General features: G+C 70.6%; 17 protein-coding genes. 13 read left to right on the forward strand and 4 right to left on the reverse strand.

Features of this window, described 5'->3' with window-relative positions:
- Positions 1-14: 14 nt before the first annotated feature.
- Positions 15-335, reverse strand: a complete 321-nt coding sequence (locus tag ACYVOK_RS06940) for a Fe-S cluster assembly protein HesB (protein WP_460661428.1) — start codon at positions 333-335, stop codon at positions 15-17.
- A gap of 140 nt (positions 336-475) precedes the next feature.
- Here ACYVOK_RS06940 and ACYVOK_RS06945 point away from each other — a divergent pair, with 140 nt between their 5' ends.
- On the forward strand, positions 476-1,342 hold the full coding sequence (locus ACYVOK_RS06945; protein WP_460661429.1) for a GNAT family N-acetyltransferase: 867 nt from the start codon (positions 476-478) through the stop codon (positions 1,340-1,342).
- Here the strand turns inward: ACYVOK_RS06945 and ACYVOK_RS06950 are convergent.
- A complete protein-coding gene (locus ACYVOK_RS06950; RefSeq protein ID WP_460661430.1) occupies positions 1,339-2,451 on the reverse strand; it encodes a dipeptidase in 1,113 nt (370 codons plus the stop codon). The genes ACYVOK_RS06945 and ACYVOK_RS06950 overlap by 4 nt on opposite strands.
- Positions 2,452-2,539: 88 nt before the next feature.
- Here ACYVOK_RS06950 and hisI point away from each other — a divergent pair, with 88 nt between their 5' ends.
- The 12 genes from hisI to ACYVOK_RS07010 all read left to right on the forward strand — a co-directional run bounded on the left by hisI (position 2,540) and on the right by ACYVOK_RS07010 (position 12,111).
- The gene (gene hisI, locus ACYVOK_RS06955; protein ID WP_460661431.1) at positions 2,540-2,869 is read left to right on the forward strand and encodes a phosphoribosyl-AMP cyclohydrolase; all 330 of its coding nucleotides are present in this window, start codon (positions 2,540-2,542) and stop codon (positions 2,867-2,869) included.
- A 53-nt stretch (positions 2,870-2,922) separates the two neighbouring features.
- Positions 2,923-4,413, forward strand: coding sequence for an anthranilate synthase component I (locus ACYVOK_RS06960; protein ID WP_460662176.1), 1,491 nt, complete (start codon positions 2,923-2,925; stop codon positions 4,411-4,413).
- Positions 4,413-4,967, forward strand: a complete 555-nt coding sequence (locus ACYVOK_RS06965) for a Trp biosynthesis-associated membrane protein (protein ID WP_460661432.1) — start codon at positions 4,413-4,415, stop codon at positions 4,965-4,967. The genes ACYVOK_RS06960 and ACYVOK_RS06965 overlap by 1 nt, the downstream gene beginning before the upstream one ends.
- A 68-nt stretch (positions 4,968-5,035) precedes the next feature.
- Positions 5,036-5,290 carry an HGxxPAAW family protein gene (locus ACYVOK_RS06970; RefSeq protein WP_460661433.1) on the forward strand — a complete coding sequence of 85 codons (255 nt, stop codon included), beginning with the start codon at positions 5,036-5,038 and terminating at the stop codon, positions 5,288-5,290.
- A 13-nt stretch (positions 5,291-5,303) separates the two neighbouring features.
- On the forward strand, positions 5,304-6,110 hold the full coding sequence (trpC, locus tag ACYVOK_RS06975; protein ID WP_460661434.1) for an indole-3-glycerol phosphate synthase TrpC: 807 nt from the start codon (positions 5,304-5,306) through the stop codon (positions 6,108-6,110).
- A gap of 98 nt (positions 6,111-6,208) precedes the next feature.
- A complete protein-coding gene (gene trpB / locus ACYVOK_RS06980) occupies positions 6,209-7,420 on the forward strand; it encodes a tryptophan synthase subunit beta (protein WP_460661435.1) in 1,212 nt (403 codons plus the stop codon).
- Positions 7,413-8,237: a tryptophan synthase subunit alpha gene (gene trpA / locus ACYVOK_RS06985; RefSeq protein ID WP_460661436.1), complete on the forward strand. Its 825-nt coding sequence runs from the start codon at positions 7,413-7,415 to the stop codon at positions 8,235-8,237. The genes trpB and trpA overlap by 8 nt, the downstream gene beginning before the upstream one ends.
- 7 nt (positions 8,238-8,244) lie before the next feature.
- Positions 8,245-8,904 (forward strand): SCO family protein, encoded by a 660-nt coding sequence (locus tag ACYVOK_RS06990; protein WP_460661437.1) that lies wholly within the window; start codon positions 8,245-8,247, stop codon positions 8,902-8,904.
- Complete coding sequence (locus tag ACYVOK_RS06995; protein WP_460661438.1) at positions 8,901-9,407, forward strand: MauE/DoxX family redox-associated membrane protein; 507 nt, start codon at positions 8,901-8,903, stop codon at positions 9,405-9,407. The genes ACYVOK_RS06990 and ACYVOK_RS06995 overlap by 4 nt, the downstream gene beginning before the upstream one ends.
- Positions 9,404-10,117, forward strand: coding sequence for a DsbA family protein (locus tag ACYVOK_RS07000; protein ID WP_460661439.1), 714 nt, complete (start codon positions 9,404-9,406; stop codon positions 10,115-10,117). The genes ACYVOK_RS06995 and ACYVOK_RS07000 overlap by 4 nt, the downstream gene beginning before the upstream one ends.
- Positions 10,118-10,211: 94 nt before the next feature.
- The gene (gene lgt / locus ACYVOK_RS07005; RefSeq protein ID WP_460661440.1) at positions 10,212-11,393 is read left to right on the forward strand and encodes a prolipoprotein diacylglyceryl transferase; all 1,182 of its coding nucleotides are present in this window, start codon (positions 10,212-10,214) and stop codon (positions 11,391-11,393) included.
- Positions 11,386-12,111, forward strand: coding sequence for a VIT1/CCC1 transporter family protein (locus tag ACYVOK_RS07010; RefSeq protein ID WP_460661441.1), 726 nt, complete (start codon positions 11,386-11,388; stop codon positions 12,109-12,111). Before lgt ends, ACYVOK_RS07010 begins: the two co-directional genes overlap by 8 nt.
- Here ACYVOK_RS07010 and ACYVOK_RS07015 read toward each other — a convergent pair.
- A complete protein-coding gene (locus ACYVOK_RS07015; RefSeq protein ID WP_460661442.1) occupies positions 12,108-13,118 on the reverse strand; it encodes a 1-aminocyclopropane-1-carboxylate deaminase in 1,011 nt (336 codons plus the stop codon). The genes ACYVOK_RS07010 and ACYVOK_RS07015 overlap by 4 nt on opposite strands.
- A 176-nt stretch (positions 13,119-13,294) precedes the next feature.
- The gene (locus tag ACYVOK_RS07020; protein ID WP_460661443.1) at positions 13,295-13,867 is read right to left on the reverse strand and encodes a phosphotransferase; all 573 of its coding nucleotides are present in this window, start codon (positions 13,865-13,867) and stop codon (positions 13,295-13,297) included.
- Positions 13,868-13,975: the final 108 nt, after the last annotated feature.

Raw genomic sequence — 13,975 nt, forward strand, 5'->3', positions numbered from 1 at the left:
ATCAGGCGGTCGACTCAGGGAGTCGGGGCAGCCCCGTTCTCCCGGCCGGCGCCCGGCTGGGGCACCAGCAGGAACTCGACACCGCCCTTGTCGTCGACCGCCGCGTCGAGGATCTTGTCGTCCAGGGCGTTCGCGGCGTTCTGCTCGAGGAAGACCCGCGCACCGCTCTCCTCGACCACCTGGTCACCCGGGCGCGGCGCCTCCGTGGTCGTCACCGCCAGCGCCGGGTTGGCCGGATCGTCCTGCGAGATCCGTACACCGGCTCCGTCCGGCGCTCCCTCGACCCCCGTGATGCTCTTGATCACCAGAGTCGCGTTCTCGGTCAGCGTCAGCACAACAGCTCCAACCTCTAGACGTCACTGAGCCCGCCCCGTGCCCGATCGGTCCATCTCCAAACACCGCGTGTCCCAGGTCACGCTCCGGCTCGCGGGAAAGTGGGGTGCGACCGGCCGGGCCCGTGGTGTGTGATCGGAGGATGGCGATCGAGATGGGTAGGCCGGGGGTCGGTGGGCTCGGCGACGTGGTGCGGGCGCTGCGGGAGTGGCAGGACGACGCGGCGCCGATGCAGCTGCACCCGGGCGACCTGGGGTGGTTCTGGCGGTTCGGCGACGAGCGGACCGCGGCGGCGGTGCGGACGTGGAGCCGGGACGGGGAGCTCGTGGCGGTCGGCATGCTCGACGACCCCGAGCTGCTACGCCTCGCGATCGCGCCGGAGTTGCAGCGCGACGAGGAGTTGGCGCGGCAGTTGGCCGAGGACGTGTCGGCGCCGGAGCGCGACGTACTGATCGAGGGCAAGGTGTACGTCGAGGCGCCGATGGGAGCGGCCGTGCAGGACCTGTTGCTCGACGACGGCTGGGCGCTCGACGATCCGTGGATCCCGTTGCGGTGTGACCTCGGCCCGCCGGTGCCGGACCCGGGTGTACGCGTCGAGGTCGTCGGTCCCGAGCAGGCGGCCGAGCGGACCGCGGTGCAGCGGGCCTCGTTCGACGGGTCCACGTTCACCGATGAGCGCTGGCACGCGATGGCGGCCGGTGCGCCGTACGACGACGCCCGCTGCCTGATCGCCCGCAACGAACAGGGCGAGGCGGTCGCCGGTGTGACGGTCTGGTCGGCGGGTGCCGGCAAGCCCGGGCTGCTCGAGCCGATGGGTGTGCACCGGGCTCACCGCGGCCACGGTTACGGTCAGGCGATCACGGTCGCCGCGGCCCGCGCGCTGCAGGAGCTGGGCGCGTCCAGCGCGATCGTCTGCACACCGGCCTTCAACGGTGGCGCGGTCGCCACCTACAAGTCCGCCGGTTTCGAGCAACTCCCCGACAAGCGGGATGTCTACCGCAAGGCTTAGGACCGGTTCGCGACGTCGTCGGCCGCCCGGAGCACGCGGAGAATGTTGCCGCCGGCAAGCTTCGCCAGCTCGGTGTCGTTCCAGCCGCGGTCGGCCAGCGCCTCGAAGAGCTTCGGATACGACGCCACGTCGGACAGCCCGTCGGGGAACTCGGGGCAGCCGTCGTAGTCGCCGCCGATCCCGATGTGGTCGACACCGGCGATGCCGCGGACGTGGTCGACGTGCTCCACCACGTCGTCCAGCGTGACGACCGGCTTCGGTACGGAGTACACGTCGGCCAGCTTGACCTGGTCCTCCGGCTTGAGCGGGTTCAGCTCCGGCGCGGCCTCCCGGGCTCCGGCGACCCAGTCGACGTACGCCTGGGAGACGAAGTACGGCACGAACGTGACCATGCACACGCCGTCGTTCCGCGCGAGGGTCTCGAGGACGTCGTCCGGTGCGTTCCGCGGTACGTCGCACACCGCTCGGGCCGACGAGTGGCTGAAGATCACCGGCGCGCTCGTCACCCGGAGCGCGTGCCGCATGGTGTCCGCCGACACGTGGGACAGGTCGACCAGCATGCCGATCCGGTTCATCTCCCGGACGACCTCCTCGCCGAAGTCGCTGAGCCCGCCCAGCACCGGGTCGTCGGTCGCCGAGTCCGCCCACGACACGTTGTTGTTGTGCGTCAGCGTCATGTAGCGGACGCCCAGTTCACGCGTCACCCGCAGGACGCCGAGCGACTCACCGATCGAGTGGCCGCCCTCCATCCCCATCAGGGAGGCGACCCGGCCGGCCTTGATCGCAGCCTCCACGTCGTCCGCCGACGACGCCAGTTCGAGGTCCGCCGGGAAGCGCTCCACCAGGCGCCGGACGAAGTCGATCTGCTCGAAGGTCCGCCGTACGGCGTCGTCGTCCTGCGGCACCCACAGCGACCAGAACTGGGCGCCGACGTGGCCTTCCCGCAGCCGGGGCAGGTCGGTGTGCAGTTGCGGGACCGAGCCGCTCAGGTCGTGTGCGTCCAGGTCGTAGCCGCACAGCTCGTAGAAGGCGATCGGCAGGTCGTTGTGACCGTCGATCACCGGGTGCTCGCGCAACAGGTCCCGGACCCGGGCCTCACTCGTCGTCATGCGGTCATCTTGTCAGGCACGCTGCCCCCGGTGTTCATCCTGGCGCACCGTGTGCGGGACAGGTGTTGTCATCGGCGACAATAGCCGGGTGAGCATCGACGAGCTGACCTTCGACGCGGCCGGGCTGATCCCGGCGGTGGTCCAGCAGTACGACACGCGCGAGGTCCTGATGGTGGGCTGGATGGACGCCGAGGCGGTACGCCGTACCGCGGAGACCGGGCGGAGCACGTTCTGGTCCCGCAGCCGGCAGGAGTACTGGGTGAAGGGCGAGACCAGCGGCCATCGTCAGCACGTCAAGCAGATCCTCGTCGACTGCGACGCCGACACCCTGCTCGTCCTGGTCGACCAGGAGGGCCCGGCCTGCCACACGGGCACCCGCAGCTGCTTCGAGCACGGCCAGATCGAGGTCAAGCCGTGAGCCCGGAGATCACCACCACCGTTGACAGCCCGCCCGTGGAGACCGGAACCGCCGTGAACAGCCCGTCCCTGGAGATCTTCCGCGAGTACGCCAAGGACCGCCGGGTCATCCCGGTGACCCGGCGGCTGCTCGCGGACGCCGAGACGCCGATCGGGGTGTACGGCAAGCTCGCCGCCGAGCGCCCGGGCACCTTCCTGCTCGAGTCGGCCGAGAACGGTGGTGTCTGGTCGCGCTACTCGTTCATCGGCGTCCGGTCCGCCGCGACGCTGACCGAGCGGCACGGCCAGGCCATCTGGACCGGCAACCCACCGGTCGGCCTGCCGCAGACCGGTGACCCGCTGAACGTGCTCCGGGACACGCTGGAGATCCTGCACACGCCGCGCCTGCCCGGCCTGCCCCCGCTGACCGGCGGCATGGTCGGCTTCCTCGGGTACGACGCGGTGCGCCGGCTGGAGCGGTTGCCGGACACAACGACCGACGACCTGGGCCTGCCCGAGCTGACGTTCCTGTTCGCCACCGACCTGGCCGCGCTCGACCACGAGACCGGCGAGATCTGGCTGATCGCGAACGCGGTCAACTGGGACGACTCCGACGAGCGGGTCGACGAGGCCTACGCGGACGCCGTCCGGCGCCTCGACGCGATGGAGGCCGACCTGGCCCGACCCACCCCGTCGTACGTCGTCCGCGCCGACCGGGACGCCCAGCCCGAGCCGCACCGGCAGCGGTCCAGCGCGGAGTACCGCGAGGCGGTCGAGCACGCCAAGGAGGAGATCCGCGCGGGCGAGGCCTTCCAGATCGTCGTCTCCCAGCGGTTCGAGTTGCAGACGACCGCGAGCGCGCTGGACATCTACCGGGTGCTCCGCCGGTCGAACCCGAGCCCGTACATGTACCTGCTCCGCCTGGACGGGTTCGACATCGTCGGCTCCAGCCCCGAGGCGCTGGTCAAGGTCACCGAGAACAAGGTGATCCTGCACCCGATCGCCGGCACCCGCCGCCGCGGTGCCACGCCCGAGGAGGACCACGCGCTCGAGGAGGAGCTGCGGGCCGACGCGAAGGAACGGGCGGAGCACCTGATGCTGGTCGACCTCGGCCGCAACGACGTCGGCCGGGTCTGCGCACCGGGCACCGTCGAGGTCGTCGACTTCATGGACGTCCGGCGCTACAGCCACGTGATGCACCTGGAGTCGACCGTCACCGGGCAACTGGCGGCCGGGAAGACCGCGTTCGACGCGCTCACCGCCGCGTTCCCGGCCGGGACGTTGTCCGGGGCGCCCAAGCCGCGGGCGATGGAGATCATCGACAAGCTCGAGGTGACCCGGCGCGGGGTGTACGGCGGCGTGGTCGGCTACCTCGACTTCGCCGGTGACGCCGACACCGCGATCGCCATCCGGACCGCGGTGCTGCGCGGCACGACGGCGTACGTGCAGGCCGGGGCCGGCATCGTGGCCGACTCCGACCCGGCCGCCGAGGATGCCGAGTGCCGGACCAAGGCGGCCGCCGTGCTCGACGCGATCGCGGTCGCGGGAACGTTCAGTGACGTCTGATGCGGTCACAGCGACTGGTTGACCTGCTCACCGTGGCGGCGCTGGCCCTGCTCGCGCTGTCGGCGTACCTGACCTGGTCGTCGGCCGATCCGGGCGGCGGCCGCCCGGTCGTCGACTTCAGCGGCTACACGGTCACGAAGGCCCCGGTGACGCTGGCCCTGGCCGCCGTGGTCGCCGTCGTCGTCACCAAGCTCGCCGGTACGACGCTGCGCCGGGTGCTGGGTGCGTTGGTGCTGCTCATGGGCGTCGCCGCGGTCGGTGTGGCGCTGCAGGTGCGCCCCGACCTGGACGAGCTGAGCAGGATCCGGCCCGAGCTCAGCCAGGCGGTGACCGATCGCGTCGTCCTGAGCGCCGGAGCGGCGCCCTGGTTCGCGCTGGCCGGGGGTGTGGCACTCGTCGCGGCCGGGCTGACCGCCGTACTGACAGCGCAGCGCTGGCGGCGGGCCACGGCCCGTTACGAGCGTGATCGGGCCGCCCCAGGGTCCGGCCGGGTGCCTGGCTCCGGGGCCGATCAGTGGAAGGCGATCGACGCCGGGGAGGACCCGACTCTGTGATCGCGGCGGGTTACCGCCACAATAGGACGGGACGACGACGAGGAGTGGCGCCAACCATGGACAAGACGATGGCTGATCAAGGGGCGGATCGACCGGCGACGCAGGTGAGCGAGGAGGCTCACGACCTGCACGGCAACAGCCCGGCGGCCTGGACCGCCGTGACCATCGTGCTGATCGCTTTCACGCTCGGCGCCATCGCGATGGTGCTGGGGCCGAACTGGCTGCTGTTCTGGATCTCGGTCGCGATCGCCCTGGTCGGCGCGCTGGCCGGCAAGGTGATGCAGCTGCTGGGCTTCGGAGTACCGACTGACGACCGGCACTGAGGGGCGGACCGACATGACTGTGCTTGACGACATCCTCGCCGGGGTCCGGGAGGACCTCGCGGAGCGCCAGGCGCGGGTCAGCCTGGACGACCTGAAACTCGAGGCGCAGCGCAAGCCCGACGCCAAGGACCCGATGCCGGTGTTCCGCGGCGACGGGATCGCGATCATCGCCGAGGTGAAGCGGTCCAGCCCGTCCAAGGGCGAGCTGGCCGAGATCACCGACCCGGCCGCGCTGGCCGGTGAGTACGAGGAGGGCGGCGCGGCGGCCATCTCGGTGCTGACCGAGCAGCGCCGGTTCAACGGCAGCCTCGAGGACCTGAAGGCGGTCCGCCAGCGGGTCGACGTACCGGTGCTGCGCAAGGACTTCATCGTGTCCTCGTACCAGCTCTGGGAAGCCCGCGCGGCCGGTGCCGACATGGTGCTGCTGATCGTCGCGGCGCTGGAGCAGGAGGCGCTGGTCTCGCTGATCGAGCGGGCCCACTCGATCGGCCTCTGCCCGCTGGTCGAGGTGCACGACGAGGAGGAGACCCGGCGTGCGGTGGACGCCGGTGCCCAGCTGATCGGCGTGAACAACCGCAACCTGAAGACCCTCGAGGTCGACCGGGACACGTTCGCCCGGGTCGCTCCGAGCATCCCGACCAACCTGGTCCGGGTGGCGGAGTCCGGCGTCCGGGGCCCGCATGATGTAATCGAGTTCGCGCGCGCCGGGGCCGATGTCGTCCTCGTCGGTGAAACCCTGGTGACCGGCCGCGATCCCCGCGCCTCGGTCGCCGACCTCGTCGCTGCCGGATCGCACCCCGCCATCCAGCAGCGGCACTAGCACCCGCGCCGTACTCGGGCCGGGCAGAAGACCCCGCGCCACAGGCCGGGCAACGACACCCCGCGCCGGCGGCCGGGGTCCTTGGAAGGCTGTTACGGATGACAACTGTGCTGCCCGACCAGTTCGGGCACTTCGGCCGTTTCGGCGGCAGGTTCATGCCCGAGGCGCTGATCGCGCCGCTCGACGAGCTCACCACCGCGTGGCGGGAGGCGATGGCCGACCCGGCGTTCACCGCCGAGTTCGAGCGGATGCTGCGCCAGTACGTCGGCGCACCGAGCCTGCTGTACGACGCGACCCGGCTGTCGGACGCGGCCGGCGCCCGGATCCTGCTGAAGCGCGAGGACCTGAACCACACCGGTGCGCACAAGATCCGCAACGCGATCGGCCAGGCGCTGCTGACCAAGCGGATGGGCAAGCATCGGGTGATCGCGGAGACCGGCGCCGGCCAGCACGGCGTCGCGACCGCGACCGCCTGCGCCTACCTGGACCTCGAGTGCGTGGTCTACATGGGCGAGGTCGACACCGAGCGGCAGGCGCTGAACGTGGCCCGGATGAAGCTGCTCGGCGCCGAGGTGATCTCGGTCAAGACCGGCAGCCGGACGCTGAAGGACGCGATCAACGAGGCCCTGCGCGACTGGGTCGCCAGTGTCGACAAGACCCACTACATCCTCGGCACCGCGGCCGGGTCGCACCCGTTCCCGGCGATGGTGCGCGACTTCGTCCGCGGGATCGGTGACGAGGCCCGGGCCCAGTCGCTCGAACTGCTCGGCAAACTCCCGGACGCCGCGGTCGCCTCGGTCGGCGGCGGTTCGAACGCGATCGGCCTGTTCGCCGCCTTCATCCCCGACGAGGACGTGAAGCTGTACGGGATCGAGCCCGGCGGCGACGGGTTCGACACCGGCCGGCACGCGGCCACGATCAGCGCGGGACAGGTCGGCGTACTCCACGGCGCACGGTCGTTCCTGCTGCAGGACGAGGACGGGCAGACCATCGAGTCGCACTCGATCTCGGCCGGGCTGGACTACCCCGGGGTCGGGCCGGAGCACGCGTGGCTGGCCGAGACCGGCCGGGCGTCGTACCGGCCGATCACCGACGCGGAGGCGATGGAGGCGTTCCGGCTGCTGTCCCGCACCGAGGGCATCATCCCGGCGATCGAGTCCGCGCACGCGGTCGCCGGCGCGGTCGACATCGCCAAGGAGCTGGGGCCGGAGGCCACCATCCTGGTGAACCTGTCCGGCCGCGGTGACAAGGACATGGACACGGCCGCTTCCTGGTTCGGCCTTTCCGGCAAGGAGACCGGACGTGAGTGAACTCGTTGCCCTGGGCAAGGCCGGGACCGCGATCCGGAAGGCCAACGACGAGGGCCGCGGCGCCCTGGTCGGGTACCTTCCGGCCGGTTTCCCGACGTACGAGGGCGGCGTCGACGGGATCAAGGCGCTCGTCGACGGCGGGTGCGACGTGATCGAGATCGGCCTGCCGTACAGCGACCCGGTGATGGACGGCATCACCATCCAGCGCGCCACCGAGGTCGCGCTGGCCGGCGGACTGCGGACCCGCGACGTCCTGAGCACGGTCGAGAAGGTCGCGTCGTACTCCGACGTCCCGGTGCTGCTGATGACGTACTGGAACCCGATCGAGCGGTACGGCGTCGACCGCTTCGCCGCCGATCTCTCGGCGGCCGGGGGAGCGGGACTGATCACGCCCGACCTGATCCCGGACGAGGGCGCGGAGTGGATCGCGGCCGCGGACAAGTACGACCTGGATAAGGTCTTCCTGGTGTCGCCGTCGTCGACCGACGAGCGGATCCGGCTGACCACGGCCGCCTGCCGCGGGTTCGTCTACGCGACCGCGGTGATGGGTGTCACCGGTGCCCGGGACAAGCCGTCCGACCTGGCCGCACCGCTGGTCGCCCGGACCAGAGCGGCAACCGCATTGCCGGTCGGCGTCGGCCTCGGAATCTCGAACGCGGACCAGGCGGCCGGTGTGGCGGCGTTCGCGGACGCGGCGATCGTCGGTGCCGCGCTCGTCAAGGCGCTCCAGGACGGCGGCCCGGCCGGCGTCCGCAGCCTCGCCGAAGCCTTGTCCGAGGGCGTTCGCCGGGAACCCAGCGCCGCCGCCGGTCGTTAGACACGCCGTGAGTACCAGGAACGCGGCCGTCCTGCTAGCCGCGGTGGCTCTGCTTGCCCTCGCGGGGTGCAGCGGCGGCAACGACAAGCCAGAAGCGGACAACCCCGGTGGTGCGGTCATCCGCACCACGCAGAACCCCAACGGGCTGCGTGGGGCGACGCTGGACCGGCCGTACTCGTTGCCGGCGAAGACCCTGACCGACACCGGCGGCAACAAGTTCAACCTGGTCACGTCCACCAAGAAGCCGGTCACGCTGGTGTTCTTCGGCTACACCAACTGCCCGGACGTCTGCCCGACCGTGCTGGCCGACGTGGCGTCCGCGCTGACGAAGCTGGACGAGTCGGTTCGCGGCCAGGTGCAGTTGCTGTTCATCACCACGGACCCGGCCCGCGACACCGGGCCGGTGATCCGCAAGTACCTGGACCGTTTCGACCCGTCGTTCGTGGGGCTGACCGGGTCGCTGAGCGAGATCAAGGACATCGCCAAGGCCGTCGGCGTACCGGTGGAAGGCATGAAGAAGCTGCCGTCCGGCGGCTACGAGGTCGGCCACGGCGCCCAGGTGCTCGGCTTCGGCAAGGACGACAAGGCGAACGTGCTGTGGTTGTCGAACGCCGCCATCGGCGACCTGGCGCACGACTTCGGGAAGCTGGTGGAGGACAACCGGTGAAGGTTCCACCCTCTCTGGCGAAGTCGCGGCCGTGGTTTCCCTGGGTGTCGCTGGTGGCCCGGCTCGTGCTCGGCGGCGTGATGCTGGTGGCCGGCGCCCTGAAGGTCACCGACCCGGAGACCGCGTCCCAGGCGGTCCGGGCCTACGAGATCCTGCCGTCCGCGCTGGTCGCCCCGGTCGGCTGGGGCCTGCCGTTCCTGGAGATCGCGATCGGATTGCTGTTGATCGTCGGTTTCGGTGTCCGCGCCGCGGCGGTGGCCGCGGGTGTTTTCATGGTCCTGTTCATCGCCGCGGTGGCCTCCGCCTGGGCGCGCGGCCTGGCGATCGACTGCGGCTGCTTCGGCGGCGGCGGGCAGGTCGCCCCGGGTGAGACGAAGTACCTGCAGGAGATCCTGCGGGACGTCGGCCTGCTGCTGCTGGCGGCCTGGCTGTGGTTGAGCCCGGTGAGCAAGTTCGCCCTCGAGTCCGATCCGCACGTCCCGACAGGAGTCACCGCGTCGTGAGCAAGACCAAAACCCCCGTGAACCCGCTGCTGCAGCAGAACAAGCGGCGGATCTCGCCCGGGATCGTCGTGGTGATCGTGCTGGTGCTCGCGCTGGCCGGTGGTGTCGGCGTGCAGTACTGGCGAAGCCACTCCAAGGTCGAGGTCAGCTCGAACGGGCGCCCCGAGCCCGCGGTGATCCAGGGGCCGGGCACGCCCGGCAAGGGCGTCACGGTCGGCAAGGAGGGCGCCAAGGCGCACATCGACATCTACCTGGACTTCCGCTGCCCGCACTGCGCGGAGTTCGAGGAGGCGACCGGCGCGACCGTGGACAAGCTGGTGCAGGACGGCACCGCGACGCTGACCTACTGGCCGCTGACGTTCGTGAACCCGGACGCCTCGCCGCGGCTGGCCAACGCGTTCGCCGCCGCGGCCGCGAACGGCAAGGCGCTCAGCTACGCCGACGAGATGTACGCCGACTTCTCCAAGTCGTGGACCACCGACCAGCTGATCGAGCTGGGCAAGCAGCTGGGCATCGACGACGCGAAGTTCGAGGAGGCGTTGCGGGACAACACCTACGGAAGCTGGCTGGAGACGGTCTCGAAGGCCGCCGACGACCGCGGTGTGACCGGAACGCCGACGGTGTACGTCAACAACAAGCAGTTGGATGCCGACAACCTCACCGCTGAAGGACTGCAGAAGGCCGTCGACGAAGCCGTGGCGGCCGGCTGAGCCGGATGCCGGGCCACGCTGACGCACCGAGTCCCCATCGTGACCGCGAGTTTCTGGTCGCGCCTGCGCCGGTCGAGTAGCGTTCCTGCTTGCCATGTCTAGTCTGATTCCCGCCGTGATGGTTCCGGCGTTCATCCCCAGCCCGAGCCAGGGTGTCTGGCATCTCGGTCCGCTGCCGATCCGCGCGTACGCGCTGTGCATCCTGGCCGGCATCTTCGCCGGGTACTGGCTCGGCCGCCGCCGTTGGGTCGCTCGCGGCGGCTCGCCGACGGTGCTCGCCGACATCATGTTCTGGGCCATCCCGTTCGGTCTGGTCGGCGCCCGGATCTACCACGTCGTCACCGACGCGGAGCTGTACTTCGGTGCTGGCCCCGGCACCCCGATCGACGCGCTGAAGATCTGGCACGGCGGGCTCGGCATCTGGGGCGCGATCGGGTTCGGCGCGCTCGGCGCGTGGATCGCCTGCCGGCGGGCCAAGGTGCCGTTCCTGGCGGTCGCGGACGCGATGGCGCCCGGGATCGCGCTGGCCCAGATCTTCGGGCGGTTCGGCAACTACTTCAACCAGGAGCTGTTCGGCAGGCCGACCAACCTGCCGTGGGGCCTGGAGATCGCCTTCGACAACCGGCCGGCCGGGTTCAAGGACTTCGCCACCTTTCACCCGACGTTCCTGTACGAGGCGATCTGGAACCTCGGCGTGATCGCGCTGATCATCCTGGCCGGCCGCCGCTTCAACCTCGGCCACGGCCGCGCGTTCTTCCTCTACGTCGCCGCCTACACCGCCGGCCGCGCGTGGATCGAGAACCTCCGCATCGACACCGTCAACCACTTCCTCGGCCTCCGGCTGAACGTCTGGACCTCGATCGTCCTCTTCGTCTTCGGGGTGGTCGCGTTCGTCATCAGCGCCCGCAGGTGGCCCGGCCAGGAGGACATCTCCACCGGCCCCGCCGCCGGCAAACCCTCCGAGGACGCCAAGCCTTCGGACGAGCCGGCGGAACCGGAGCCCGGCACGACGCCCACCGCCACCGACGCCGACACCGCGGCCTCCACCTCCGACCCCGACCCAGCGCCCGCCACCACCTCGTCGGATGAGGACCCGGCTCGCCCCGGCACCTCTTCAGACCTGGACCCGGCTCAGTCCGCCGCCTCGTCCGAGCAGGACTCAGCTCACCCGGCCACCACCGCCGAGGCGGAGCCGGCCGGTGCGTCGGGCGGCGAGGCCGGGCGCGCGAAGGTCGAGGCGGCCAACGGGGGCGACGCAGACAGGTCTCGTGACTGAGGGACCGGAGGTTTCCGCCGAGCACCACGGGGACCACACGCACCGGGACGTGAACGGCGGCTGGCTGCGCCCGGCCGTGTTCGGCGCGATGGACGGCCTGGTCTCCAACTTCGCCCTGATCGCCGGCATGGACGGCGGCACCGAGCCCGGCTCGCGCGTCATCGTGCTGGCCGGGCTGGCCGGCCTCGCCGCCGGCGCGTTCTCTATGGCCGCCGGGGAGTACACCTCCGTCGCCTCCCAACGCGAGCTCGCCCGGGCCGAGATCGAGGTGGAACGCAAGGAGATCCAGCGCCACCCGATCGACGAGGAGATCGAGCTCGCCGAGACCTACCGCGCGAAGGGCCTCGACCCGGATCTGGCCAGCAAGGTCGCCAAGCAGTTCCACACCGACCCGGACCAGGCGCTGGAGGAACACGTCCGCGAAGAGCTCGGCATCGACCCGCACGACCTGCCGAACCCGGTCGTCGCGGCCGCCTCGTCGTTCATCTGCTTCGCGATCGGCGCGTTCGTCCCGCTGCTGCCGTACCTCCTCGGTGCCGGCAACGTCGTACCGGCGTTGATCCTGTCCCTGACCGCGCTCTTCGTCTGCGGTGCCGTCGTCGCTCGCGTCACCACCCGGTCCTGGTGGTACTCCGGTTTCCGCCAGCTGATCCTCGGTGCAGCGGCGGCCGGCCTCACCTACTTCGTCGGCACCCTCGTCGGTCCGGGCATCGGTTAGGCCCTGAACAACCCGCTGTAGGCGTTGAGGGCGGGCTGGCCACCCAGATGGGCGTACAGGACGGTGGAGTCCTTCGGGATGTCGCCGTTGCCGATCAGGTCGATCAGGCCGGCCATCGACTTCCCCTCGTAGACCGGGTCGATGATCATCCCCTCGAGCCGACCGGTCAGGCGGATCGCGTCCAGGGTCGACCGGACCGGGATGCCGTACAGGTCGCCGGCCCACCCCTCCAGCACGGTGATCTCGTCGTCGCGCAGGTCCCGGCCGAGCCCGATCAGGTCCGCGGTGGCGCGCGCGATCCGCTCCACCTGGTCGCGGGTCTCCGCCAGTTTCGCGCTCGCGTCGATGCCGATGACGCGGCGCGGCCGGTCCTGCCCGGCGAAGCCGGCGATCATCCCGGCCTGCGTCGACCCGGTCACCGCGCACACGACGACGGTGTCGAAGAAGACCCCGAGCTCACGTTCCTGCTGCTCGACCTCGTAGGCCCACTGGGCGAATCCGAGCCCGCCGAGCCGGTGGTCGGACGCACCGGCGGGGATCGCGTACGGCGTACCTCCGCGCGCCTCGACGTCGGCCAGTGCCTGTTTCCAGCTCTCCTTGAAGCCGATGCCGAACCCGGCCGGGTCGAGCCGGACCTCCGCACCCATGATCCGGCTGAGCAGGATGTTGCCGACCCGGTCGCTGAGCGCGTCCGGCCAGTCGACCCAGTTCTCCTGCACCAGAACGGCCTTGAGCCCGGCCTTCGCGGCGACGGCGGCGACCTGCCGGGTGTGGTTGGACTGATACCCGCCGATCGACACCAGCGTGTCCGCACCCTGGGCGAGCGCGTCGGGGACCAGGTACTCCAGTTTCCGCGTCTTGTTGCCGCCGTACGCGAGTCCGGAGTTGCAGTCCTCGCGCTTCGCCCAGATCCGGGCGCCGCCGAGGTGGTCGCTGAGCCGGTCGAGCGGGTGCACCGGGCTCGGCCCGAACAGCAGTGGGTAGCGCGGGAAGTCGGCCAGTGCCATCGTTCCTCCGAAACTGGGTCGCCTGGCGGCGGGTGTGCTGACCAGGGTCGGCCGGATGTTCCCCGGCGAGATCGACGTCGAGCTATCTCGAAGACCTCGGGATCATCTTCGCCCGCTTCGGCGCCGACACCCAGGACTCCGGCAACATTTCGTAAGGCGTCCACCCGCAACCCGAGCTATGCCGTCCACGACGCGTGGCTCACGGCTTCCTCAACGAGCGGCATCAGCCTCTCCAAACGCTCCACGTGATCTCCGGGGTCGGGCCGGCTCAAAGCCCACGCTGCCCGCGACACGCCCGTGTACGCCGCCACCAGCACGGCCCCACGCCGTACGACGTCCACGTCGCCCCCGTGCGCCGCCACCAACTCGTCCAGCGGGGTCTCGACGGCCAGCAAGAGGTATCCGAGGTCGAAGCCGGCCGACCCGAGTCCGAACTGTTCCCAATCGATGGCGACCACATCGTCCCCGTCGCGACCCAGCAGGTTCACTGGATGGGCATCGCCGTGGGCCGGCACACGTGGTAGCGCGTCCAGAGCGGCCAGCGCGTCGTTCCGCCGTACCCACAAGGCTTCGATCGCAGGGTGGCGGGGGAGTGCCGACCAGCCTCCGCGGCGCTCAACGGTCGCCAGACGGTCCCGGAGTACGTGGCGGGCACCCCAGGCAGGCTCGGCCAGCTGGTGGCGTGCAAACCGCCCTAGAGCGGCAGCCAAGGCCAACGGCGACCACTCCGCGGGCTCCACGTGGGCCATGTGCCGGCGGTGGTGGAGTCCAATCGGGAGAAGGCTGCCAAGTCATAGTGTTGAACTACCAGGCGCGGCCGGTCTCATCAGGTGAATTTTGGGTGCTGTGGGTGGTTG

This window comes from Kribbella swartbergensis (genome assembly GCF_054784135.1).

What these genes read in the sequence shown, in the direction of transcription:
- ACYVOK_RS06945 (WP_460661429.1), top strand. Translation starts at nt 476, where the DNA reads ATGGCGATCGAGATGGGTAGGCCGGGGGTCGGTGGGCTCGGCGACGTG.
- ACYVOK_RS06950 (WP_460661430.1), bottom strand. Translation starts at nt 2,451, where the DNA reads ATGACGACGAGTGAGGCCCGGGTCCGGGACCTGTTGCGCGAGCACCCG.
- ACYVOK_RS06965 (WP_460661432.1), top strand. Translation starts at nt 4,413, where the DNA reads ATGCGGTCACAGCGACTGGTTGACCTGCTCACCGTGGCGGCGCTGGCC.
- ACYVOK_RS06970 (WP_460661433.1), top strand. Translation starts at nt 5,036, where the DNA reads ATGGCTGATCAAGGGGCGGATCGACCGGCGACGCAGGTGAGCGAGGAG.
- trpC (WP_460661434.1), top strand. Translation starts at nt 5,304, where the DNA reads ATGACTGTGCTTGACGACATCCTCGCCGGGGTCCGGGAGGACCTCGCG.
- trpB (WP_460661435.1), top strand. Translation starts at nt 6,209, where the DNA reads ATGACAACTGTGCTGCCCGACCAGTTCGGGCACTTCGGCCGTTTCGGC.
- lgt (WP_460661440.1), top strand. Translation starts at nt 10,212, where the DNA reads ATGTCTAGTCTGATTCCCGCCGTGATGGTTCCGGCGTTCATCCCCAGC.
- ACYVOK_RS07015 (WP_460661442.1), bottom strand. Translation starts at nt 13,118, where the DNA reads ATGGCACTGGCCGACTTCCCGCGCTACCCACTGCTGTTCGGGCCGAGC.
- ACYVOK_RS07020 (WP_460661443.1), bottom strand. Translation starts at nt 13,867, where the DNA reads ATGGCCCACGTGGAGCCCGCGGAGTGGTCGCCGTTGGCCTTGGCTGCC.